The organism is Thiomonas islandica, from assembly GCF_055383445.1.
The window spans coordinates 101,363-124,378 of the sequence record NZ_AP042391.1; the positions used below are offsets into that span (position 1 = coordinate 101,363).

General features: G+C 65.8%; 17 protein-coding genes. 8 read left to right on the top strand and 9 right to left on the bottom strand.

Going from position 1 to position 23,016, the window contains the following annotated elements; translation table 11 throughout:
* The first annotated feature begins 38 nt into the window (after positions 1–38).
* From ACZ47F_RS00505 to hslU, 3 genes are all read left to right on the top strand, one after another.
* The gene (locus ACZ47F_RS00505) at positions 39–1,994 is read left to right on the top strand and encodes an STAS domain-containing protein (protein WP_464925360.1); all 1,956 of its coding nucleotides are present in this window, start codon (positions 39–41) and stop codon (positions 1,992–1,994) included.
* Positions 1,995–2,069: 75 nt separating this feature from the next.
* The gene (gene hslV / locus ACZ47F_RS00510) at positions 2,070–2,609 is read left to right on the top strand and encodes an ATP-dependent protease subunit HslV (RefSeq protein ID WP_464925361.1); all 540 of its coding nucleotides are present in this window, start codon (positions 2,070–2,072) and stop codon (positions 2,607–2,609) included.
* Positions 2,610–2,613: 4 nt separating this feature from the next.
* Positions 2,614–3,942: an ATP-dependent protease ATPase subunit HslU gene (gene hslU / locus ACZ47F_RS00515; RefSeq protein WP_464925362.1), complete on the top strand. Its 1,329-nt coding sequence runs from the start codon at positions 2,614–2,616 to the stop codon at positions 3,940–3,942.
* On the opposite strand, the gene ACZ47F_RS00520 is transcribed toward hslU, so the two are convergent.
* Entirely contained in the window at positions 3,930–4,694 is a 765-nt protein-coding gene (locus ACZ47F_RS00520) for a type III pantothenate kinase (protein ID WP_464925363.1), read from the bottom strand. The two genes, hslU and ACZ47F_RS00520, sit on opposite strands and share 13 nt — an antisense overlap.
* 150 nt (positions 4,695–4,844) lie before the next feature.
* Between ACZ47F_RS00520 and ACZ47F_RS00525 the strand changes: the two genes are divergently transcribed.
* On the top strand, positions 4,845–5,339 hold the full coding sequence (locus ACZ47F_RS00525; RefSeq protein WP_464925364.1) for a hypothetical protein: 495 nt from the start codon (positions 4,845–4,847) through the stop codon (positions 5,337–5,339).
* 3 nt (positions 5,340–5,342) lie between these two features.
* Here the strand turns inward: ACZ47F_RS00525 and ACZ47F_RS00530 are convergent, their stop codons facing one another.
* Positions 5,343–6,575: a nucleoside recognition domain-containing protein gene (locus ACZ47F_RS00530; protein WP_464925365.1), complete on the bottom strand. Its 1,233-nt coding sequence runs from the start codon at positions 6,573–6,575 to the stop codon at positions 5,343–5,345.
* Positions 6,576–6,623: 48 nt separating this feature from the next.
* On the bottom strand, positions 6,624–8,501 hold the full coding sequence (locus ACZ47F_RS00535; protein ID WP_464925366.1) for a DEAD/DEAH box helicase: 1,878 nt from the start codon (positions 8,499–8,501) through the stop codon (positions 6,624–6,626).
* 363 nt (positions 8,502–8,864) lie between these two features.
* Between ACZ47F_RS00535 and ACZ47F_RS00540 the strand changes: the two genes are divergently transcribed.
* The 3 genes from ACZ47F_RS00540 to ACZ47F_RS00550 all read left to right on the top strand — a co-directional run bounded on the left by ACZ47F_RS00540 (position 8,865) and on the right by ACZ47F_RS00550 (position 15,589).
* Positions 8,865–10,502, top strand: coding sequence for an L-lactate MFS transporter (locus ACZ47F_RS00540; RefSeq protein ID WP_464925367.1), 1,638 nt, complete (start codon positions 8,865–8,867; stop codon positions 10,500–10,502).
* Positions 10,503–10,923: 421 nt separating this feature from the next.
* Positions 10,924–12,747 carry an NADH-ubiquinone oxidoreductase-F iron-sulfur binding region domain-containing protein gene (locus ACZ47F_RS00545; protein ID WP_464925368.1) on the top strand — a complete coding sequence of 608 codons (1,824 nt, stop codon included), beginning with the start codon at positions 10,924–10,926 and terminating at the stop codon, positions 12,745–12,747.
* A gap of 4 nt (positions 12,748–12,751) precedes the next feature.
* Positions 12,752–15,589, top strand: coding sequence for a molybdopterin-dependent oxidoreductase (locus tag ACZ47F_RS00550; protein WP_464925369.1), 2,838 nt, complete (start codon positions 12,752–12,754; stop codon positions 15,587–15,589).
* A gap of 39 nt (positions 15,590–15,628) precedes the next feature.
* Here ACZ47F_RS00550 and ACZ47F_RS00555 read toward each other — a convergent pair whose 3' ends face one another.
* A complete protein-coding gene (locus tag ACZ47F_RS00555) occupies positions 15,629–16,645 on the bottom strand; it encodes a hypothetical protein (protein ID WP_464925370.1) in 1,017 nt (338 codons plus the stop codon).
* Positions 16,646–16,665: 20 nt separating this feature from the next.
* Positions 16,666–17,922 carry a lipoprotein-releasing ABC transporter permease subunit gene (locus tag ACZ47F_RS00560; protein ID WP_464925371.1) on the bottom strand — a complete coding sequence of 419 codons (1,257 nt, stop codon included), beginning with the start codon at positions 17,920–17,922 and terminating at the stop codon, positions 16,666–16,668.
* Between the two features lie 123 nt (positions 17,923–18,045).
* Here ACZ47F_RS00560 and ACZ47F_RS00565 point away from each other — a divergent pair, with 123 nt between their 5' ends.
* Positions 18,046–19,110 (top strand): MraY family glycosyltransferase, encoded by a 1,065-nt coding sequence (locus ACZ47F_RS00565; RefSeq protein ID WP_464925372.1) that lies wholly within the window; start codon positions 18,046–18,048, stop codon positions 19,108–19,110.
* Between the two features lie 9 nt (positions 19,111–19,119).
* Here ACZ47F_RS00565 and ACZ47F_RS00570 read toward each other — a convergent pair whose 3' ends face one another.
* From ACZ47F_RS00570 to ACZ47F_RS00585, 4 genes are read right to left on the bottom strand one after another with little or no spacing between them, the layout of a single operon-like run.
* A complete protein-coding gene (locus tag ACZ47F_RS00570) occupies positions 19,120–19,719 on the bottom strand; it encodes an NUDIX domain-containing protein (RefSeq protein ID WP_464925373.1) in 600 nt (199 codons plus the stop codon).
* Positions 19,716–20,033, bottom strand: a complete 318-nt coding sequence (locus tag ACZ47F_RS00575) for a DUF2818 family protein (RefSeq protein ID WP_464925374.1) — start codon at positions 20,031–20,033, stop codon at positions 19,716–19,718. The genes ACZ47F_RS00570 and ACZ47F_RS00575 overlap by 4 nt, the downstream gene beginning before the upstream one ends.
* Positions 20,034–20,047: 14 nt before the next feature.
* Positions 20,048–21,514 (bottom strand): NADH-quinone oxidoreductase subunit NuoN, encoded by a 1,467-nt coding sequence (gene nuoN, locus ACZ47F_RS00580; protein ID WP_464925375.1) that lies wholly within the window; start codon positions 21,512–21,514, stop codon positions 20,048–20,050.
* 11 nt (positions 21,515–21,525) lie between these two features.
* Positions 21,526–23,010, bottom strand: coding sequence for an NADH-quinone oxidoreductase subunit M (locus ACZ47F_RS00585; RefSeq protein ID WP_464925376.1), 1,485 nt, complete (start codon positions 23,008–23,010; stop codon positions 21,526–21,528).
* Positions 23,011–23,016: the final 6 nt, after the last annotated feature.

The following is a 23,016-nucleotide window of genomic DNA, read 5'->3' on the forward strand; positions in this document are numbered from 1 at the left end:
GGCGATCCCGTGCGCGACGCCCACCAGGCTGCATCAGCATGAGCAAATCCGATTCAGGCAGTTTCTGGAAACGGGTGGGGGCATTCGTCAGGAACCCGACCCGCGACTGGTCGCTGACCGACGAGCAGGCGCTGCAAGAGCACGAAAACCAGGCCCGGATCAAGGCACGCGAGGACCAAAAACGCCAGGATGACTTCATCCGCAAGCGGGAACTCGACGGCCTGCGCAAGCTGCGCAAGCGAGAGGCCACCGATCTGGGCATCGATGACAGCCTGCAGACCAATGTGCCTGAGTTGAGTGCGCAGCCGACCCCGGTGCACGACCGAGACGAGACACTGCGCAAAATCAACGAAATCGAAAAGTCGATGGCAGGCGATCAGGCGGCGTCACCGGCCCGCTCGCGGCCGTCAGTCACCCGCCAGATGCCCACCGCGACTGCGGCGCCGGGATCGCGCGCCCCATCGATCGCCCCGCTGCGCACCGGTGCGCCGAACACTGCTGTACCACACACCGCCACGCCAGCGCTGACCGCACCGCCACTGTCTGCGCAAGCCACCGGCGGCTCGGACCGCTGGACCATCGACCCGGCCTATGCCGACACCACGCTGCTGACCAACCCGGGGGGAGCCGCCGTCCCGCCCGGCGCGCCGGCATCATCTGCACCCGTCACCGCCAGCGGCGCGCCGACGACCCAGCCGCCTCTGGATGCACCCACCGTGCCGTTTGCGCCAGCTGCGGCGCAGACACAGGCCCGGGCCGGCAACGCCACACCGCCGTCGTTCGATGACCTGCCCACCCTGGCCGCAGCCACGCGGCTGAGCGCCGACGCCCTGCAGTCTCGTGCCTCTGTGGCCTCCGGCGACAGTTGGCTGCGCCCGAGCAATGATTTCATGCCCAGCGCCTTTTTTGCGGTCGAGGTCCACGAGGCACTGAGCTCCAACCCGCTGTTCGACCAGGCGGTGATGGATTTCGCCAACGGCGACGACGCTGCCGCAGAGACCGCGCTGCGAGACGCCATTTCCAATACGCAGGATCTCGGCGCCGAAAAGGAGCTGTGGCTGGCCTTGTTCGACCTGTTTCGTGCGTCGAACCAGATCGACAAGTTCGAGGCGCTGGTGGTCGACTTTGTCAGCCGCTTCCAGACCTCCGCGCCGATGGCCGACGATGGCCTGCCCGCTGCATCCAACGTATCCAAGCCTGCCCCAAACGGCTTTCGGCCATCGATCCTGTTCTCGGCGCATGTCGACCTGGCACAGGCCGAGCGGCTGCGCAAGCTGGTGCTCGGCGCGCCTGCCGCGCTTGAATTGAATCTGACCGAGATTCGCACCATTGCAGCCGATGCCCTGCCCGCCCTGGTCGGTGCGCTCAAGCAGCTCAACCAGACGGCCTGCACCGTGACTCTACAAGGCGCCGAACATTTGCTCGCGCTGTGCCAGACGCAGGCGCCGGCGATGCAGCGCGAAGCCGATCCGCAGTGGTGGGCGCTGCGGCTGGAATTGATGCGGCTGGTCAACCAGCAGGACGATTTCGACGCCATCGCACTCGACTACTGCGTCACCTACGAAATTTCTCCGCCCCCCTGGGAACCTAGCCGCGCCCGGGTCGAGTTGCCCGGACATGAAAACCCGCTGCACACCGGCAGCACCTCGGTGACAGCGGATTTCCAGAATTCCAGCCTGAATCCGAACTCGGTGCTGGGCAACGGCGGCTCGCGCTCGGCGCAACTGCAGCTCAGCGGCGAGATCACCGGGAATTCCAGCGTCTTCCTCGCCCCCCTCGACCAGGCCGCGAAAAAACATGATCAGCTGAGCATTTCGCTGCGCCAGTTGCGCCGGATCGACTTTTCCAGCGCCGGCGCCCTGCTCAACTGGGCCATGACCCAGCATGAAGCGGGCAAGACCCTGCAGTTCACCGGCGTGCATCGCCTGATCGCCGGGCTTTTCAGCATCCTCGGCCTGCACGAGTACGCGCTCATCCAGCTGCGGCGCGACTGAGGTCGACCCCGCCGCCCGCGCAAGCGGGCCGCGACAGGGCTCTTGAGTTCTCCTTGCACATCCTCAAATCGCCATATGGACCAATATCACGGCACCACCATTTTGAGCGTGCGCCGCGGCGCCACCGTGGCCCTGGGCGGCGACGGTCAGGTGACTCTGGGCAACATCGTCGTCAAATCCACCGCGCGCAAGGTGCGCAGGCTGTACAACGACCAGATCCTGGCCGGTTTCGCCGGCGGCACCGCGGACGCATTCACCCTGTTCGAGCGCTTCGAGGCCAAGCTGGAAAAGCACCAGGGCCAATTGCTGCGCAGCGCGGTCGAACTGGCCAAAGACTGGCGAACCGACCGTATGCTGCGTCGTCTGGAGGCCATGCTGTCGGTGGCCGATGCCCAGCACTCGCTGATCATCACCGGCAATGGCGACGTGCTCGAGCCCGAGTACGGCATCGTCGCGATCGGCTCGGGTGGTGCCTATGCACAGGCCGCCGCACGGGCGCTGCTCGAACACACCGCCCTGAGCCCGCGCGAGATTGTCGCGCAGGCGCTGCGCATCGCGGGCGACATCTGCATCTACACCAACCAGTCGCACACCATCGAAACCCTGGGCGAGTAAAGCCATGAACATGACTCCCCGTGAAATCGTCTCCGAGCTCGACCGTTTCGTCATCGGCCAGACCAAGGCCAAACAGGCGGTGGCGATCGCGCTGCGCAACCGCTGGCGGCGCCAGCAGGTGCCCGAGCCGCTGCGGCACGAGATCACGCCGAAGAACATCCTGATGATCGGCCCCACCGGAGTGGGCAAGACCGAGATCGCCCGCCGACTGGCCAAGCTGGCCGACGCCCCGTTCATCAAGGTGGAGGCCACCAAGTTCACCGAAGTGGGCTATGTCGGGCGCGATGTGGACACCATCATCCGCGATCTGATGGAAGCTGCGGTCAAGCTGGCGCGCGAGAACGCCATGCGCGCGCAGCGCACCCGCGCAGAAGACCGCGCAGAAGACCGCATCCTCGACGTGCTGCTGCCCGCGCCCGCCGATTCCGCCATGCACGCGCCGTCGATCTCCGAGAACAATCCCACCCGCCAGATGCTGCGCAAGCGCCTGCGCGAAGGACAACTCGACGACAAGGAAATCGAAATCGACCTTGCGGTACGTCCGGCCAACATCGACATCATGGGCCCGCCCGGCATGGAAGACATGACCGAGCAGATCCGCGCCATGTTCGCCAATCTGGGCCAGACCCGCAGCCGGCGGCGCAAGCTCACGGTGCGCGAGGCGCACAAACTGCTGATCGACGAGGAAGCCTCCAAGCTCATCAACGAGGACGAGATCAAGGCCAGTGCGCTGCGCGCTGTCGAGCAAAACGGCATCGTGTTTCTCGACGAGATCGACAAGATCGCCTCGCGCAGCGACATCCAGGGTGCCGATGTGTCGCGTCAGGGCGTGCAGCGCGATCTGCTGCCACTGGTCGAAGGCACGACAGTGAGCACCAAGTACGGCATGGTGCGCACCGACCATATCCTGTTCATCGCCAGCGGTGCGTTTCATCTGGCCAAACCCTCCGATCTGATTCCCGAACTGCAGGGGCGGTTTCCAATCCGGGTGGAACTGGATTCGCTGTCGGTGGCGGATTTCGAGGCCATTCTCACCAGCACCGACGCCAGTCTGACCAAGCAATACGCCGCGCTGCTCGCCACCGACGGGGTGCGGCTCGAATTCACCGCAGACGGCATCCGGCGACTGGCAGAGGTTGCATTTGCGGTCAACGAAAAAACCGAGAACATCGGCGCACGCCGGCTGCACACGGTGATGGAACGCTTGCTCGAGGACGTGTCGTTTCATGCCGATGGCGCGCAGCACAAGACCGTGCAGGTCGATGCGGCGATGGTCGATGCGCGCCTGGGCAACATTGCCCGCGACGAAGACCTGTCGCGCTACGTGCTCTGAGCGCCTTGCGCTTGCTGTGCCGCGATGCACAGCAAGCCTTCGAACACTAGGTGCTCGACAAGCTGATGCGGCAGACCGAGCGCATCGCGCAGCTTGGGCGCGGCGCCTCCGGTCAACAGCACCTCGACCCCGCCGGGCTCACGCGCCAGCAGACGCGCATGCATCTGGCGCGCCGCACCCGAGATCGCCAGCGCGCCGCCGGTCATCAGCGCATCGCTCGTGTTGGTAGGAAACGCCACGATCTCGCCCTCGGGCACGCGCAGCCCGGCAGTGCCCATCTCCAGCGCCCTAAGCATCAGGCCGAATCCAGGCAGGATGATGCCGCCGATGAACTCGCCCGCAGCGCTGAGACAATCGACCGTGACCGCGGTGCCCACGCTGATCACCATGGCCGCCCGATCCGGCACCCTCTGGCGCGCCCCCAGCTGCGCCGCCCAGCGGTCCGCCCCCAGAAGCGCCGGCGTGGCATAGCCATTGCGCACCCCGCACTGCTGGGCCTGTGCGCTAATCCAGGTGCAGCGCAGGCCCAGCGCATCGAGTTCGGCGCACACCCGCGCGGTGACCACGGCACCCGCCACCGCACAGCCGATGGCCCGCCCGGCGCGCGGCTGCGCGGCCAGCAAGTACCGCAGCTTATCGACCTCTTCGAGCAGCATCGCCCCTGCGGCCAGCAGCGCAGCACCCGGTTGCGCCCGTTCATACAAGCCCCATTTCAGCCGGGTGTTGCCCACATCGAGAACGAGAAGATGCATGCCGGTTGCCGCGTTGAATGATGCCGGCACAATAGCAGACCGCGGCGCAAGGCGGCCGCATCACTTTACACTTGCCGCGTGATCGCAACCGCTTCGCTGCACATGCATCCAGACACCGTCCTGTTCAAAACACCCTTGGGACAACGCGAAATGGCCAAACAGGCCGTCCTGCAATCGCGTGCCCTGCGGAATGTCTTGCTGCTAGTCGACGGCAAACGCAACCTGCGCAGCCTGCAGGACATGATGCAGGCCATGTCCGCGCCGGCCAATGCCATCGAGCAGCTGCTGGCGCTCGGCCTGATTGCCGCGCAGGCAGAGCCCGCCGCAGCCGCATCCAACCCCGACGGGCGTGCATCCGACCGGTTTTTGCATGAGGATGATGCACTGCCGTCGAAACACGCGGTCGATCTCCGCGCCGCGGCAGAAGAAGACCCGCCAGCGGAGTTCTCCAGCCTGTACCGCCGGCTCAATGCACTGGTCAGCGGCCATCTGGGCATGATCAAGGCGTTTGGCCTGCAGCTCAAGATCGAGCAATGCCAGACCACCGCCGAACTCCTCGCCCTGCTACCGGAGATCGAGGCCGCGCTGCAGGCCAGGCATGGGTCAACCCAGGCGGCAGCGCTGCTGCGCCAGCTCGAAACATAGGGCTCAGCGCGGCGCGAAGAACCACGCGCACACTGCGATCGACGCAATCACCCCGGCCAGATCGGCCAGCAGCGCGCAGCCCACGGTGTGGCGCACGCGGCGAATGCCCACCGCGCCAAAATACACCGCGATCACATAGAACGTGGTCTCGGTGCTGCCCTGCATGGTTGCGGCCAGCAGTGCCGGGTAGCTGTCCACGCCGTCGTGCTGCATGGTCTCGATCAACATCGCGCGCGCGGCGCTGCCGGAGAATGGTTTGACCAGCGCCGTGGGCAGCGCGGCGACGAAATCGGTGTTTAGGCCGAGCGCATGCACCACGAAGCGGATGGCCTGCAGTACACCGTCCAGCGCCCCCGAGGCGCGCAGCACGCCCACGGCACACAGCATCGCAACCAGATAGGGCAACAGATCGCGCGCCACGCTGAAACCGTCCTTGGCACCGTCAATGAACGCCTCGTACACCGGCACCTTCTTAATCGCGCCGGCCAGCAGAAACGCGATGATCACACCGGACAGCGCCAGATTGCCCACTAGCGCCGACACACTGGCCAGCGCTGCCGCGCTCAGGCTCGCCAGGCCCGCGAGCAGACCGCCCAGCAGCAGCGCGCCGCCGCCAAGATAAGCCAGCGCCACCGGGTCCCACAGCCTGAGCCGCTGCATCCACGCCACGCTGAGCAGACCGGTCAGCGTGGACGCGCTGGTGGCGATCAGGATGGGCAGGAACACCAGCGTCGGGTCGGCCGCCCCCTGCTGCGCGCGGTACATGAAAATGCTCACCGGCAGCAGGGTCAGTGACGAGGCATTGAGCACCAGGAACAGGATCTGCGCGTTGCTTGCGGTGTCGCTGCTGGGGTTGAGGGTCTGCAGTTCGCGCATGGCGCGCAGGCCGATCGGCGTGGCGGCGTTGTCCAGCCCGAGCATGTTGGCGGCGAAGTTCAGCGTGATCAGACCAATGGCCGGATGACCTGCCGGCACCTCGGGCATCAGCCGCTGGAACAGGGGACCGAGCGCCCGCGCCAGCAGTTCCACCAGCCCGGCTCGCTCGGCGATGCGCAGCAACCCCATCCACAACGTGAGTGTGCCAAACAGCAGCACCATGACCTCGACCGACAGCTTGGCCATGGCAAACAGGCTGCCGACCACGGCGCCAAACACCGCGGCATCGCCCTGCATCCAGCGCGCCAGCGCAGCCACCGCGGCGACCAGAAAGAAGCCTAGCCAGAGCCGGTTGAGCATCGGGTGCGCGTCTGCAGCGGGGCGATCGGCAACCGCAGCCCTGCCGCTTCAGGGCTTGCGCTTGATGGTCTTGCCACCGGGAATCGGCGCGGCACGACGGCGCGGTACACCCTCGGTCTGCCCGGCGCCGAAGCGCTGCGATGGCATGCGACGCTGCGCCTGCTCGTGCGCCGCATCTCGACCGGGCGCAACCTTGCTGAGCTGCAGCTGCCGTCCAGCCACCCAGGTTTTCTGCAGGGTGCGAAACACATCCCTGGGCATGCCCTCTGGCAGATCAACCAGGCTGTGGTCGGCGCGAATCGCGATATTGCCGATGTGCTTGTTGTCCAGCCCGGCTTCGTTGGCGATCGCGCCAACCAGGTTGCGCACCTCGACCCCGTGTTCGCGCCCGACCTCGACCCGATAGGTCTCAAAGCGCAGACCGCCCGCGCCCGGCGCGCTACGCTCTGGCCGAGTGTGCGCAGGTGACGGACTGAAAGCGTCCCGCTCACGCGGTCTAGTGCGTTCGCGGCCCGGATGCGGCATCGCCGCTTCCTCGCGTGCCACGCGTGGAGTGCGCTCGGGGCGCAAGGCAGCGGATTCCGCGGTGAAAGACGGTTCGCCGCCGGTCGGCATCAGCAGCGGCTTGTTGCCCTGCACCATGCGCGCCAGCGCCGCAGCGATCTCGATCGCCGGCACGTCGTGCTCCTGCTCGTAGCGCTCGACCAGGCGCTGAAACTCCTCCAGCCCACCCTGCTCGCGCGCGGCGGTGATGCGCTGCATGAAGCGGTTAATGCGACTGTCGTTGACCGCCTCGGTACTGGGAAGCTGCATCGGCGTGATCGGCTGGCGGGTGGCGCGCTCGATCGCGCGCAGCAGGTGGCGCTCGCGTGGCGTGACGAACAGAATCGCCTCGCCGCTACGCCCGGCGCGACCGGTGCGGCCGATGCGGTGCACGTAACTCTCGGTGTCAGTCGGGATGTCGTAATTGACCACGTGGCTGATGCGCTCCACGTCCAGCCCGCGCGCGGCCACGTCAGTGGCCACCAGAATGTCGAGCTGGCCGTCCTTGAGCCGCTGCACCAGACGCTCGCGCAGCGCCTGCGGCACGTCGCCGTTGAGCGCGGCGGCGGCAAAGCCGCGCGCGGCGAGCTTTTCGGCGAGCTCCTCGGTGGCTTGCTTGGTGCGGGCGAAGACGATCATACCGTCGAACGGCTCGACCTCGAGGATGCGGGTGATCGCGTCGAGCTTGTGCAGCCCGCTGACCATCCAGAAGCGCTGGCGGATCTGCGTCGCGGTGGTAGTGGCGGCCTTGATCGCGATGTCCTGCGGCTCGCGCAGATAGGTTTGCGCGATGCGCCGGATCGCTGCCGGCATCGTCGCTGAAAACAGCGCGATCTGGCGGCCCGACGGCGTTTTCTGCAAGATGGTCTCGACATCGTCGATGAAGCCCATGCGCAGCATCTCGTCGGCCTCGTCGAGCACGAGATGCGCGAGCCGGTCGAGCTGCAGCGTGCCGCGTTCGAGGTGGTCGATGATCCGCCCGGGCGTGCCGACGACCACCTGCACGCCGCGGCGCAGCGCGGCGAGCTGCGGCGTGTAGCTCTGCCCACCATAGATCGGTAGCACGTGAAAATCCGGCAGATGCACGGCGTAGCGGGCAAACGCCTCGGCCACCTGGATCGCCAGCTCGCGCGTGGGCGTGAGCACCAGCGCCTGCGTGTGCCGCGCGCTGCAATCGATGCGCGCGAGGATCGGCAGAGCAAACGCTGCGGTCTTGCCGGTGCCGGTCTGCGCCTGCCCGACGACGTCGCGCCCGGCAAGCAGAGGCGGGATCGTCGCCGCCTGGATCGGCGATGGGCGCTCGTAGCCGACCTCGCGCAGCGCGCGCAGCAAGGGTTCGGGCAAGCCGAGATCGGTGAAGGACGGATTGTGTTCAGAAGTCATGTTCGAAGCCAGCGGGCGGCAAAACCTCCATTGTGCGCGCTGTCCCAGGCCCGCACACCTTGCACGTCCGGCGGTCAGGCCGCAGTGGAGATGCTGCGCCCTGACCGCCGGACGCTCGATCAAGCCACCATTGCTGCACTGAGTCAGTAAACAACACCCGGTGCGCGACCTGCACGGGTCGTGCAGCCGACGCAGAAAGGGCTGACATCATGTCGGCCCTTTTTCGTGCCGAGCGCCGGACCAACTCACAGCATCAGCAGCCGCGGGGCGGCGCACAATTTTTGCAAAAAATCACTATAAATAAAGTGCGCTACGGCGATGTCCTGCCGTGATCGCTCGAATCACAATATTCTTGGAGACAACATGTCCGCTTCCGTCACGACACCGCTGCCCAGCCCGGGCATGCTCGATCGCGAGCGCACCGTGGCCGGCCCCCGGTTCAACCGTTGGCTGGTCCCCCCTGCCGCGCTGGCCATTCACCTGTGCATCGGCATGGCCTACGGCTTTTCGGTGTTCTGGTTGCCGATGACCAAGCTGCTGGTCGGCACCGATCCGGCAGTATGTGGCAATATGGGTTTCTGGGAACATCTGACCACTTCGACCTGCAACTGGACCGTGCCATCGGTCACGCATATCTTTGAAGTCTTCATCGCGTTTCTAGGCATTTCTGCGGCCATCTGGGGTGCCTGGGTCGAGCATTCCGGGCCGCGCAGGGCCGGTTTCATCGCTGCGCTGTGCTGGGGCGGCGGCCTGGTGATCGGTGGGCTGGGCGTCTACATTCACCAGCTCTGGCTAGTGATTCTGGGTGCAGGCGTGCTAGGCGGCATCGGGCTGGGGCTGGGCTATATCACCCCGGTTTCCACGCTGATCAAATGGTTCCCCGACCGCCGCGGCCTGGCCACGGGCTTTGCCATCATGGGCTTTGGCGGGGGCGCGATGATCGGTGCGCCGCTTGCCGTGGCTCTGATGAAGTCTTTCAGCGCCAGCAGCCCGCAGGGCGTTGCGCCAACCCTGATCGTGATGGGCCTGGTCTATCTGGTGGTGATGACCCTTGGCGCCTTTGGCTTTCGAGTGCCGCCCGCCGGATGGAAACCGCTAGGCTGGACGCCAAAGGCCAAGGCCAGCAATGCCATGATCACCGACCACGAGGTGCATCTGAACAAGGCGATGAAAACCCCGCAGTTCTGGCTGCTCTGGGGCATGCTGTGCCTGAACGTCACCGCAGGCATCGGGGTGATTGCCATGGCCAGCCCGATGCTGCAGGATGTGTTCGGCGGACGGCTGATTGGCGTGGACAGCGGCGCGGCACTGGACGCCGCGCAAAAAGCGGCGCTGGCTGCGGCTGCCGGCGGCCTGGTCGGACTCATCAGCCTGTTCAACAGTGGCGGGCGGCTGTTCTGGGCCGCGCTGTCCGACTACATCGGCCGCAAGGCCACCTACGCAGTGTTCTTTGCGCTGGGCGCTGCGCTCTATGCCAGTCTGCCTGCCCTGGGGCATGCCGGGGCGGCGGGGCTGTTCATCCTGGCGGTCTGCATCATCATGACCATGTACGGAGGTGGCTTTGCCACCATTCCTGCCTATCTGGCCGATCTGTTCGGCACGCAGATGGTCGGGGCGATTCACGGCCGCCTGCTCACCGCGTGGTCGGTGGCGGGGGTGGCCGGGCCGTTTCTGATCGCCGCGATCCGCCAGGCGCAGATCGACGCCGGTATTGCGAAGAATCTGGTGTACGACCGCACGCTCTACATCCTTGCTGGTTTGCTGATCGTGGGCTTGCTTCTCAATCTGCTGGTACGCCCCGTGGCTGCCAGGTTCCGCATGACGCCGGAAGAACTGGCCCGCGAGCGGGCTCTCAAGCACGAGGACCGCATTGCCGGAGATGCCGAGCATGCCGCGCGCGGCCATTTCGGCTTGGTCGGTGTGCTGGCCTGGGCTGCGGTGGGAATTCCGTTTTTCATCGGCGTCACCATTGCCCTGCAAAAGGCAGCGGTTCTGTTCTAGGTGACAAGCTCATCGCCGTCGCTATGGGCGCGAAGCGCGGGGGCAAAGACGCCCCAAACCACCCGCCGCGCCCGTGTCGTGACGCAGTCCCGCCTAACAGGCCGTTGAAAAACGTCGCGAGGATGGCCAGATGCAAGGCGCACGGCGCGCAGCGACCGAGACATATCAAATAGATAGGCGAGGCAGCGAGCACCGTGCAACGCCGCAGATGGCCCACCGCAGTAGTTTTTCAACGGCCTGCTAATGGACACCTAATGGACAAGCTGGGTTCAACCAGCACAACTCGCCACCGACCCGCACCCGAACGCCCTGGTTGTAGCGGTTGGGTCATGGTTCTGGCCGGTCAGCGCGATGACGTGGCAGGTGGGTCGATGCCAGCCCGCCTGTCCTGATACTGCTTCGACTTATACGGTTTGCGCCCATGCCCTCCTCCCCTGCTCCCCTGCTCAACCCGGCACCGGTCGATCCGCAAAAAAGCGCGGCCCGACCTCAGGTGGTGCGTCTGTTTCGCGCCACTCCGCGCGGTGGGCTGATCAGCCCCGAAGCCCGCGCGGCGGTACAGGCTATTTGCGGCCACCTCGCTGCGCGGCCCGATCTGCTGATCGAGCATCTGCACTGCATCAACGATGCCGAGCGGGGGCTTCGACCCTCGCGTCTGGCGGCGCTGGCCGAGCGGCTGCGGCTGTCGACCAGCGAGGTGTACGAGGTCGCGAGCTTCTACCACCACTTTCGCTTGCTGCCGGAGGATGCGCCTGCCCCGGCCACCGTGGTTCGGGTCTGCACCAATCTGAGTTGCGCGCTCGCCGGGGCGGACGCACTCTTGCAGGAGCTGCAGCAGCGCTGCGGCAGTGAAGTGGCTGTGGAGGCAGCATCCTGCATGGGGCTGTGCACGCAGGCGCCGGGCGCTCTGGTCGGACGTCAGGCGTTGGGCCATGCCACCGCGGATGCCGTGCTCGCTGCGCTGCCGCAGGCCAGGCAAGCGCCGCAGCCGCCGGCAGGCGCCGAGGACTTCGACACTTACCGATCGCGCGGAGGTTATGCAGTGCTTGCCGACTGTCGCGCCGGGCGCATCACGCCTGAAGAGGTCATTCAGCGCATCGACGATGCCGCGCTGCGCGGCCTAGGCGGCGCAGGGTTTCCGAGTGCGCGCAAATGGCGTACCGTGGCGCAGCAGCCGGGGCCGCGGTTGCTGGTGGTCAATGCCGACGAGGGCGAGGTCGGCACCTGCAAGGACGGCCACCTGCTGCGCACCGCGCCGCACCGGCTGCTCGAAGGTCTGCTGATCGCCGCCTGGGCCGTCGCCGCTGGCCGGGTTTGGATCTACCTGCGCGATGAATACGCTGCCGAGGGCGCGCTGCTGCACCGCGAACTGCAGGTGCTGGACCAGGCCGGCCTGCTGCGCTACGGCGGGGTGGACATCGGTGGCGCATCGGATGACGAACCGGGGGACGACGCCGCGGTGCGCGCACGGCCGCCGCGCGTGGCGCTGCGTCGGGGCGCCGGGGCGTATGTCTGCGGCGAAGAATCGGCGCTGATCGAATCGCTCGAAGGCAAGCGCGGCATGCCGCGGCTCAAGCCGCCGATCGTCGCCCTCAGCGGCCTGTTCGGCAGGCCCACACTCGAACACAATGTCGAGACGCTGTGGTGGGTGCCCGAGCTGGTGTCGAACCCCGACGCGGACTGGTTCAAGCTCGGCCGCCGCGGCCGCAAGGGGCTGCGGCGCTTCACCGTGTCGGGACGGGTCGCGCGGCCCGGGGTGTATCTGGCGCCGGCAGGCATCACCGCGCTTGAACTCATCGACGAATTCGCCGGCGGCATGGCGCCCGGCTGGACGCTCTATGGCGTGCTGCCCGGTGGTGCATCGGGCGGCATCCTGAATGCCGGGCAGGCCTGCCTGCCGCTGGATTTCGGCACCCTCGATGCGCAGGGCTGCTTCGTCGGCTCGATGGCGGTAATCGTGCTCGGCCGTCATGCCGACGGCCGCGTCGACGCCGCGCGCGCGGCTGCGACCAATCTGCTGCGCTTTTTCTCGCACGAGAGCTGCGGCCAGTGCACGCCCTGCCGCGAAGGCACGCACCAGATGCTGGCCGCGATGGCCGGTGCGCAGTGGGATGCGCAGCACATCGGCACCTTGAGCCAGGTCATGCGCGACGCCTCGATCTGTGGCCTTGGTCAGGCCGCGCCCAACCCCACCGACAGTGTGCTGCGGCACTTTGCCCACGAAGTGACCGCCGCCAAGGAGTGACCCGATGGACATGCCCCCACCGACCCTGACCTTCCAGCTCGACGGCAAGTCGATCACCGCGCACGCGGGCGAGACCATCTGGGCTGCGGCCAAGCGCCACGGGGTGGAGATTCCGCATTTGTGCCACAGCGACCCGTTGCGCCCAGTGGGCAATTGCCGCGCCTGCATGGTCGAAATCGAGGGCGAGCGGGTGCTCGCTGCCTCGTGCTGCCGCACGGCGGCGCCGGACATGAAGGTGCATGCTCACAGCGACCGCGCCCGCGCCGCGCAACGCGGTGTGGTCGAGCTGCTCGCCGCACGCAAGCCGCAACGCGTTGATCGGTTGAACGACGAACTCGACCACTGGGTGCGGCGTCTCGGCGCGGACCGCGAGCGCTACGCCGGCGCATTCCGCGGCGAGCAGGCGCAGGCGGCGCACTGGCCCTCGCCCCCCGCGGCCGACATGTCGCACCCCGCGATCACCTTCAACGCCGACGCCTGCATTCAGTGCACCCGCTGCCTTCGCGCCTGCCGAGAAGAGCAGGGCAACGATGTCATCGGCCTGGCCGGACGCGGTGCAGCCGCGCGCATCGTGTTCGACCAGGCAGCGCCGATGGGCCAGAGCACCTGCGTGGCCTGCGGGGAATGCGTCCAGTCCTGCCCGACCGGCGCGCTCGCCCCCGCCAATGGCTCCTGGGCACGGGTGAGCGAACACACGGTCGATTCGGTCTGTCCCTACTGCGGCGTGGGCTGCGCGCTAACCTACCACATCCAGCTCGACGCCGAGGGAAAAGAGTACATCGCCCGGATCGAAGGTCGCGACGGCCTGGCCAACCGGGGTCGGCTGTGCGTCAAGGGGCGATTCGGCTTTGACTACGTGGCCAATCCCGCACGCCTGACCACACCGCTGATCCGCCGCGACGACGCGCCGAAAGACCCCGAGCAGGTCAGGCTGGCCGACTGGCGCGCTGTGTTCCGCGAAGCCACGTGGGATGAGGCGCTCGAGCGCGCCGCAGCCGGCCTGCTGCGCATCCGGCAGCAGCACGGCAGCGCGGCGCTGGCCGGCTTCGGAAGCGCCAAGGGAACCAACGAAGAGGCCTACCTGTTCCAGAAACTGGTGCGCGTGGGCTTTGGCACCAACAATGTCGACCACTGCACCCGGCTGTGCCATGCCTCCAGCGTGGCGGCGCTGCTCGAAGGCATCGGCTCGGGCGCGGTGAGCAATCCGGTGAAGGATGCGCTGCAGGCCGAGGTGATCCTGATCATCGGCGCCAACCCGACGGTCAACCACCCCGTCGGCGCCACCTGGATAAAAAATGCCATCCGGCGCGGGCGGCGTCTGATCCTGGCCGACCCGCGCCGCACCGAACTGGCACGCAAAGCCTGGCTGACGTTGCAATTCAACCCTGGCACCGACCTGGCGCTGCTCAACGCCATGCTGCACGTGGTGTTCGCCGAGAGCTTGCTGGATCAAGCCAGCATTGCTGCGCGCTGTCACGCCGAGGACGTGCAGGCGATCCGCGAGCACGTGGCCGCGTTGTCGCCGGAAGCGATGGCGCCGGTGTGCGGCGTGCCGGCCGAGGACATCCGCAAGGCGGCGCGCGCCTACGCGACAAGCAAGGCATCGATCATTTTCTGGGGCATGGGCATTTCGCAGCATGTGCACGGCACCGACAATGTGCGGGCGCTGATCGCGCTGTGCCAGCTCACCGGACAGATCGGCCGCCCCGGCACCGGGCTGCATCCGCTGCGTGGGCAGAACAATGTGCAGGGCGCCAGCGACGCCGGGCTGATTCCGATGATGTTTCCCGACTATGTCCGCACGCAGACCCCGGGCGCGACCGAACGGGCCGAGCGCTACTGGTCGCTGCCGCCGCAGAGCCTGAGCCGTACCCCGGGGCTGACCGTGGTGGAAATCGTCCACGCTGCGCTGGCCGGCAAGATTCGCGGCATGTACATCGAGGGCGAGAACCCGGCAATGAGCGACCCCGACGTCCACCATGCCCGGCAGGCGCTGGCCAAGCTGGAACACCTGGTCGTGCAGGACATTTTCCTCACCGAGACCGCTGCGCTGGCCGACGTGGTGCTGCCCGCCTCGGCCTGGCCAGAGAAGACCGGCTCCGTGACCAATACCGACCGCCTGGTGCAACTCGGCCGCAAGGCCCTGCCCTGCCCAGGCCAGGCGCGGGCGGACCTGTGGATCATCCAGGAAATGGGGCGTCGCCTGGGCGTGCCGCCGGTTGCCGAGACCGACATGCACGGCGGTGAGACCGGCGTGGGCGCCGTGTTCGAGGAAATGCGCGGCATGATGCAGTCGATCGCCGGCATCAGCTGGGAGCGGTTGCAGCGCGAGGGCGCGGTCACCTACCCCTGCGCGGCAGAAGACGAGCCCGGCCACCGCGTGGTCTTCGTCGACGGCTATCCCACCGCCGACGCCCGCGCGCGACTCAAACCCGCGCCGCTGGGCTTTGCCGACGAACAGCCCGACAATGCTTACCCTTATGTGCTGATCACCGGCCGCGAACTCGAACACTGGCACACCGGCGCGATGACCCGCCATGCCAGCGTGCTCGACGCGCTCGAACCCGCGCCGACGGTGAGCGTTCACCCGAACCTGCTTGCCAAGCTGGGCGTGCACGCGGGCGAGATGCTGCAGGTCGAATCACGCCGCGGCAGCATCACCCTGGCCACCCGTGCCGATCCGGCACTGCCCGAGGAAGCGGTGTTCATCCCCTTCGCCTACGCCGAGGCCGCAGCCAACCTGCTGACCAATGCCGCGCTCGACCCCTGGGGCAAGATCGCCGAGGTGAAGTATTGCGCGGTCAAGCTGGGCAAGCCGCAACCAGCTTTGGCAAGTGTCTGAGTCCTTCGCGCAAAGCCCAAGAGCGGCTCGATCCGCGTTCTACAGCCCTTGAAAAAGAGCTGGAAATGCGGTTCGCCGCCAAAACATCCAGTCCTTCTGACGACGGATCTGCACGGTGCGCCAGCCAAGCTCCCCGGCGAGGGTGAGCTGCACCGCGCCGTGCTGCTGCACCGCCCGGCCGATCGCGGCAGACAGTGCGGCATCGAGTTGCTGCGCGCCTCGGGCGGGGTCGTCGCGCAGGAAGCGGCGGGCGTCGAACAGTTGCAGCGTCGCGGGCGCTTCGGCTTGCGCCAGCCCACGCAGCGCGGCAGCGAGCATGGGATCGCTGGCCGCGTCATCCGCGTCGATCGGGCACAGCGGGCTGCGCCAGTCGGGCGGCAACCCACCGCAGCCGTGGATCCACAGGGTATTGACATCGGGCAGGCCGCGCTGCGTCCGCGTCTCGTTGACTGCGTGATGCTGCCAGGTCATCTGCACCTGGGTGAGCAGTTGTCGCCACGGGCGCGCTGCCGGGCCGCCGGGCATCCACGCCGCCACACTGCGGCCCTGTGCCCGCGCCACACCCGCGGTCACCACCTCGGCCAGACTGGGATGCGCGGCATACCAGCGCAACGGGGTCACGCGGTGTAGCGTCCAGCCGGCTTGGGCAAATAGCGGGACGATCGCGTCGAACAGTTGCTGCGATTCGTCGGCGCTTAGATCAAGGGCGGCGGGGTCGGTGAGCGACAGACTGTCGCGTCCCAGCCGCAGATGCGCCGGAGTGAGCAGGCCAAGCGGCTGGTCTGCGGCAAGCGTGTCGGTCACGCCGTCGGCCAGCGCGGCCAGACGCGCCCACGGCGCCTGCTCGGCCTCGATTCCGTCCAGCCGCAGCGCATGCAGCAGCCAGCGTTCAGCCGGTGTCAGCCAGGCGGCCTGCGCGTCCTCGCGCGGCGCTTCCTGTTCCAGCACCACGGCCTGCCGGCACAGCGCGGCAGTCGCGGGCAATCCCGGCTGCGCGAGCAACTGGGCAAACGCGGGCGAGGTGGTCGGCAGGTCGAACAGCAGCAGATGTTGCATGATGGGCGCGATCAAAAACCTTATTCATATCGCAGCGCCTGCGCCGGCTGCACCCGCGATGCGCTCCAGCTCGGGTAGAGCGTGGCCAGCAGTGACAGTACCAGAGAGGCCACGGTGATGGTGGCGATGTCGGAAAAGCGCGGGTCGCTGGGCATGGTGTGGATCAGGTACACACTGCGCGGCAGGAACTGGGTGTGCAGCACGGCTTCGAGAAACGACACGATGGGGTCGAGGTTGAACGCGATCAGACAGCCCAGCGCCACCCCGGCAAAGGTGCCGAGAAAGCCTGTGACCGCGCCCTGCAGCAGAAAGATGGCCATGATCGAGCCGGGGCTGGCGCCCTGGGTGCGCAGGATGGCGATGTCGGCCAGCTTATCGGTGACGGTCATCACCAGGGTGGAGACCAGATTGAACGCAGCCACTGCGACGATCATCGTCAGGATGATGAACATCATGCGCTTCTCAATCACTACGGCCTCGAACCAGGTGCGGTTCTGCTCGGTCCACGGCTGCGCCACCAGCTCGGGCGGCAGCACGCGCTGCAGGTCTTGGGCGATCTGCGGTGCGTCGTTCATATTGCGGGTCTGCACCCGCAACCCGGTGGGACCATCGGTACGGAACAAGGCGCTGGCATCCTGCAGGTTGACCAGCGCCAGCGTGCTGTCGTACTCGTAGTGCCCGACATTGAAAATGCCGACCACCCGTAGGGTACGCAGGCGCGGAATCATGCCTGCCGGGGTGATCGAGCCGCTAGGCACGACCATGGTGATCTGGTCACCCAGAGTCACACCGAGTGCATTGGCCAGCTCGTTGCCAAGCACCACACCGAAGTCTCCGTGCTTGAGCGCGAAAAGACTCCCGGCCACCATGTGTTCGGGGATTTGCGACACCCGGGTTTCCTCGCCCGGCTCTACACCCCACACCAGCACGCCCTGCAACTGGCTGCCCTGCGCCACCAGTGCCTGGCCCTGCACGAACGGCGCCACCCCGGTGACCGCCGGGTTGCGCTGCACCAGCTGCGCAACCCGGCGCCAGTCGGGCAGCGGCTGACCGTTGACATTGAAAATCTGGATGTGCGGAATGACGTTGAGCATGCGGTCGCGCACTTCCTTCTGAAACCCGTTCATCACCGAAATGACCACGATCAACGCAGCCACGCCCAGCGCGATACCGCCGACCGACACCGCCGAGATGAACGAAATGAAGCCATTGCGCCGACTGCGCCGCCCGCTGCGGGTATAGCGCCAGCCGATGAGCAGCTCGAAAGGCCAGGACATGGAAGACAACATGGACGGCAGTGTAGGCGACGCCGCAACGCCGTGGGCGCCGCGGGGCAAAGGAGGCGGGCTGCGGCGCGAACGCAAGGCACAATGTCGATCTGATCCAGTCGAACCCGTCCGATGCTCCACGCCACCGCCTTGTCTGCCCTGCTGTGCTGGCTCGGCTGCGCCGCACTCATCGTGCTCGGGCGGCGCAAACAGTTCGGTCTGGACGAAACCCACGGGGTGCAGAAATGGCACCGTCATCCCACGCCGCGCACCGGCGGTCTTGCCATGGCTGCGGGGATGATGCTGGGCATGGTGTGGCTGATGCACCTGGGTTATGTCAGCGCAACTGACACCGGGTTGCTGGCGCTCGCCATCCTGCCAGTGCTGCTGGCCGGCATCGCCGAAGATCTGCGGCGGCATGTGCCCCCTCTGTGGCGTGCGCTGGCCACTGTACTGGCTGCTGCGCTGGCGGTGTGGCTGCTAGGTGCCAGCGTGCATCGCGTCGGTCTGTGGCCGTTCGATGCGTGGCTTCAGGCCTGGCCTGTGCTGGGCTGGCTGCTCGCGATAGTGGCGATCGGCGCACTGCCGCATGCGATCAACATGATCGACGGTTACAACGGCCTGGCCGGCATGGTGAGCTTCATGATCTTCGGCGCGATCGGCTATGTGGCGTTCAAGGTCAACGATGCGCAAATCATGGCGCTGAGCCTGGCTGCCATCGGCGCGCTGCTGGGCTTTTTGTTCTGGAACTGGCCGCGCGGGCAGATTTTTCTCGGCGATACCGGCGCCTATCTGCTCGGCTTCTGGATGGCGCTGCTGAGCGTGCTGCTGGTTGCGCGCAACCCCGCGGTCTCGCCATGGTTCGCGCTGATGGTGCTGATGTATCCGGCGTGGGAACTGCTGTATTCGCTGTGGCGGCGCAAATTCAGGCAGCGTGCAGGCACCGCGCCCGACACCCTGCATCTGCACCATCTGGTGTACTGGCGGCTGACCCGCCTGCTCGATTTCGACGAGCATCCAGACCCACGGCTGCGGCGCAACGCGGCCACCTCGCCTTATTTGTGGGCGGTCGCCGCGTTCAGCGTCGGGCCGGCGATGCTGTGGTGGAGCAGCACACTGATCTTGATGCTGTGCAGCGCGGCCTTCGTGACGCTGTATCTGCTGGCCTATCGTCTGCTGGTGCAGCGCCGCATCTGACCTGCGGCGTCAGCCCACATCCTGCCAGTCGACGCTCCAGGTGCCGCTCAGCAGCTTTTCCAGCCAGAAGGCGCCGATCACGGTCTTGACATCGGTGATCTGGCCCTTGCGCACCCATTCCAGGACATCCTGCGCACTGGCCTCGAACACCTCGAGCAGTTCGTTGTCGTCCAGCGATTGCGCCCCAGCGACCAGACCGCGCGCCACTGCGAGATGGATGGTTTCATCGGAGTAGGAAATGGCGTTGTTGATCGGGCCGATATAAGCCCATTGTCTGGCGCTGTAGCCGGTTTCTTCGCGCAGCTCGCGCTGAGCGCAGGCCAGCCAACCCTCCCCTGCGTCGAGCTTGCCCGCAGGGAACTCGATCATCACCCGTTGCATCGGCGTGCGAAACTGGCGCTCCATCAGTACGCGGCCGTTGTCCAGCAGGGGAATGATCATGACCGCGCCGGAGTGCCGCACATACTCGCGTGTGACCTGCGCGCCGTTGGGCAGTCGCACCAGATCGCGGGCGATGTTGAGAAACTGGCCGCGAAACACCATCTCGCTATCGAGGGTGTGCTCGCGCAGCGCAGCAGGCTGCGACGCCCGTGCCGGATCGCCGCTCATGTCTGGCTCGCGCCCGGATGGCGTTTGACCATATAGCGCAGCACATAGCCCGGAAAGGCCAGCACCAGGAACATGGAAAGCGACACCGCGTAGAACTCCCAATGTTGCGGATAGTTCTGCCCGATCCGCGCTTCGAGCGCACGACCGATGAAGCCGACGACAAAAAACAGAATCAGCAACTCTGCCAGCCGCAGCCAGATCGACTTGGGCGTCTTTTTGAGCGGGAAGACCAGAAAAAAGCGGTTGGACAGGAAGGGCAGGTTCGCGGCAACGAACGCCAGCACGATGACCAGCCAGACAGCGGGAGTTTGCACGTTCGAATCCTTTTTCAGTGCAGGGTATTGGCCATGGCCTGATAGCACAGGGTCATGAGTCCACCGGGCATCAGTCCAAGCAGCAGAACCGCCAGACCGTTGAGCGACAGCAGGGCACGCGCACCGCCCGCGCCGACGGCCCGGCTGGCCGACAACGCCGTAGGCGCATCGAAATACATGACCTTGACCATGCGGATGTAGTAGTAGGCACCGATCACCGACAGAATCACCGCATACACCACCAGCCAGACGCGGCCCGTGTTGAACAGAATGGTCAGCACTTCGAGCTTGGCGTAAAAGCCGGCGAACGGCGGAATCCCCGCCAGAGAGAATAAGAGAAAGGTCATGACACCTGCCATCCAGGGGTCGGTCTTGGCCAGGCCGGCAAAGTCGCGCATTTCCTCAGCCTCGAAGCCCTCACGTGCCAGCAGCAGAATGACGCCGAAGGTGCCCAGGGTGGTCAGCACATAGATGATCATGTAGTACATCGCGCCGCTGTAGGCGGTGGAGGCCGACAGGCCGTTGCCGTTGAGCATGCCCGACAGCAGCGCCAGCAGCACGAAGCCGACCTGCGCAATGGTCGAATACGCCAGCATGCGCTTGAGATTGGTCTGCGCAATGGCCGCCAGATTGCCCAGGCCGATCGACAGCACAGCCAGCACCACCAGCATGCCCTGCCAGTCCATCGCAAGCGGGAACATACCCTCGACCAGCAACCGGATGGCCATCGCGAACGCCGCCAGCTTGGGCGCAGCGCCGACCATCAGCACCACCGCGGTGGGCGCGCCCTGATAGACGTCGGGAATCCACATGTGGAACGGCACCGCACCAAGCTTGAACGCCAGACCGGCAACGATGAACACCGCGCCCAACACCAGCACCGCACGGTTGATCGGCTCGACAGCGATCATGCGAAAGATGGTCACCAGATCCAGCGAGCCGGTGGCGCCGTACAACATGGACATGCCGTAAAGCAGAAAGCCCGAGGCCAGCGCACCGAGCACGAAATACTTCATCGCCGCCTCGGTGGACTGGGTGTGGTCACGCCGCAGCGCCACCAGCGCGTACAGCGCAAGCGACAGCAACTCCAGCCCCAGATAGATGGTCAGCAGATTGTTGCCCGAGATCATGATGAACTGGCCGAGCAGCGACAGCAGCACCAGACTGAACAGCTCGCCACCCCACATCCTGCGGTCGAGTGCGTAACGGCGCGAGTAGATCAGCGTGACGATGGTTGCGCCGACGGTAAGCAGTTTGAGCAGCGACGCCATCGGGTCGATGATCAGCGCCCGCGCCATGGCGAGCTGCCGCATGCCCGAGGCATAGTACAGCTCGCACAGAACACCCAGCAGGATCAGGCCGACCAGCGTCATCCAGTAGCTCACGCGATGCTGGTTGTCCTTCACGAATAGGTCGACGAGCATGACCATGCAGGCCAGCACGAGCAGAAAGATTTCCGGATAAATGGCGATCCAGTTCATAGCGGTCGTTGTCACTGCAATTTGGAAGTCGCCGCAAACTGCAGCAAATGTTGCACCGATGCCTGCATCGGGTCGGTGAAGAATTTGGGATACACGCCCATCCAGAGGACTGCGCCCACCAAGACGGCCAGCATGAAGAACTCCCGCGCGCCGATGTCCTTCAGGGCAGCGACATGGGCATTGCCGATCGGGCCGAAATACACCCGCTTGATCATCCACAGGGTATAGCTGGCGGCGAGGATCAAGGTGGTGGCAGCGAGCAGCCCAATCCAGAAATTGAATTTCACCGCAGCCAGAATCACCATCCACTCCCCGACAAAGCCGCTGGTACCCGGCAGGCCCGCATTGGCCATGCCGAACAGCACCGCCAGCGCGGCGAATTTGGGCATGGTGTTGGTGACCCCGCCATAGTCGGCAATCTCGCGGGTATGCATGCGGTCGTACAGCACCCCGATGGTCAGGAACATCGCGCCGGAAATGAAACCGTGCGAGATCATCTGCACCAGCCCGCCCTGCACGCCCAGATCGGAGAACAGAAAGAACCCAAGGGTGACGAAACCCATGTGCGCAATCGACGAGTAGGCCACCAGCTTTTTCATGTCGGCCTGTACCAGAGCGACAAAGCCGATGTAGATCACCGCAATCAGCGACAGCGCGATCATCACCGGCGCCAACGCGTGGCTGGCATCGGGCAGAATCGGCAGCGAGAAGCGGATGAAGCCATACGCACCGAGCTTGAGCATGATCGCCGCCAGAATGACCGAGCCACCGGTGGGCGCCTCGACGTGGGCATCGGGTAGCCAGGTGTGCACCGGCCACATGGGAATCTTCACGGCGAAGGCAAAGAAAAAAGCGATAAAAATGAGAATCTGCGCACTCATCGACAGTGGCACGTGGTACCAGTTGGCGATCTCGAAGCTGCCGCCCGACTGCAGGTAAAGATAGATCAGCGCCACCAGCATGAGCAGCGAGCCCAGCAGGGTGTAGAGAAAGAACTTGAACGCCGCGTAGACCCGGCGCGGCCCGCCCCAGATGCCGATGATCAGGTACATCGGAATCAGGGTGGCCTCGAAGAACACATAGAACAGCAAGGCGTCGGTGGCTGCGAACACCCCGATCATCAGCCCGGAGAGGACGAGAAACGCGCCAAGGTAGAGATTGACCCGGTCTTGGATGACCTCCCAGGCGCTGATCACCACGATCATGGTCATCAGCGCGGTCAGTGGCACGAACCACAGCGACACGCCGTCGACACCGAGCGCGTACTGGATGTTGAACGGCCGGATCCACGGCACCGATTCGACGAACTGCATGCCGGCCTGCGTGCTGTCGAATCCGGTGATCAGCGGGAGGGTGACGGCAAAGGAGATTGCCGAGCCGACCAGCGCCATCCAGCGCGCAGCAGCCGCACGCTGCGGGCCCTGGAAAAACAAAAGCACGACGCCAAAAGCGATGGGAATCCAGATGGACAGACTGAGCAGTGGAAGGGATTGCATTCTTTT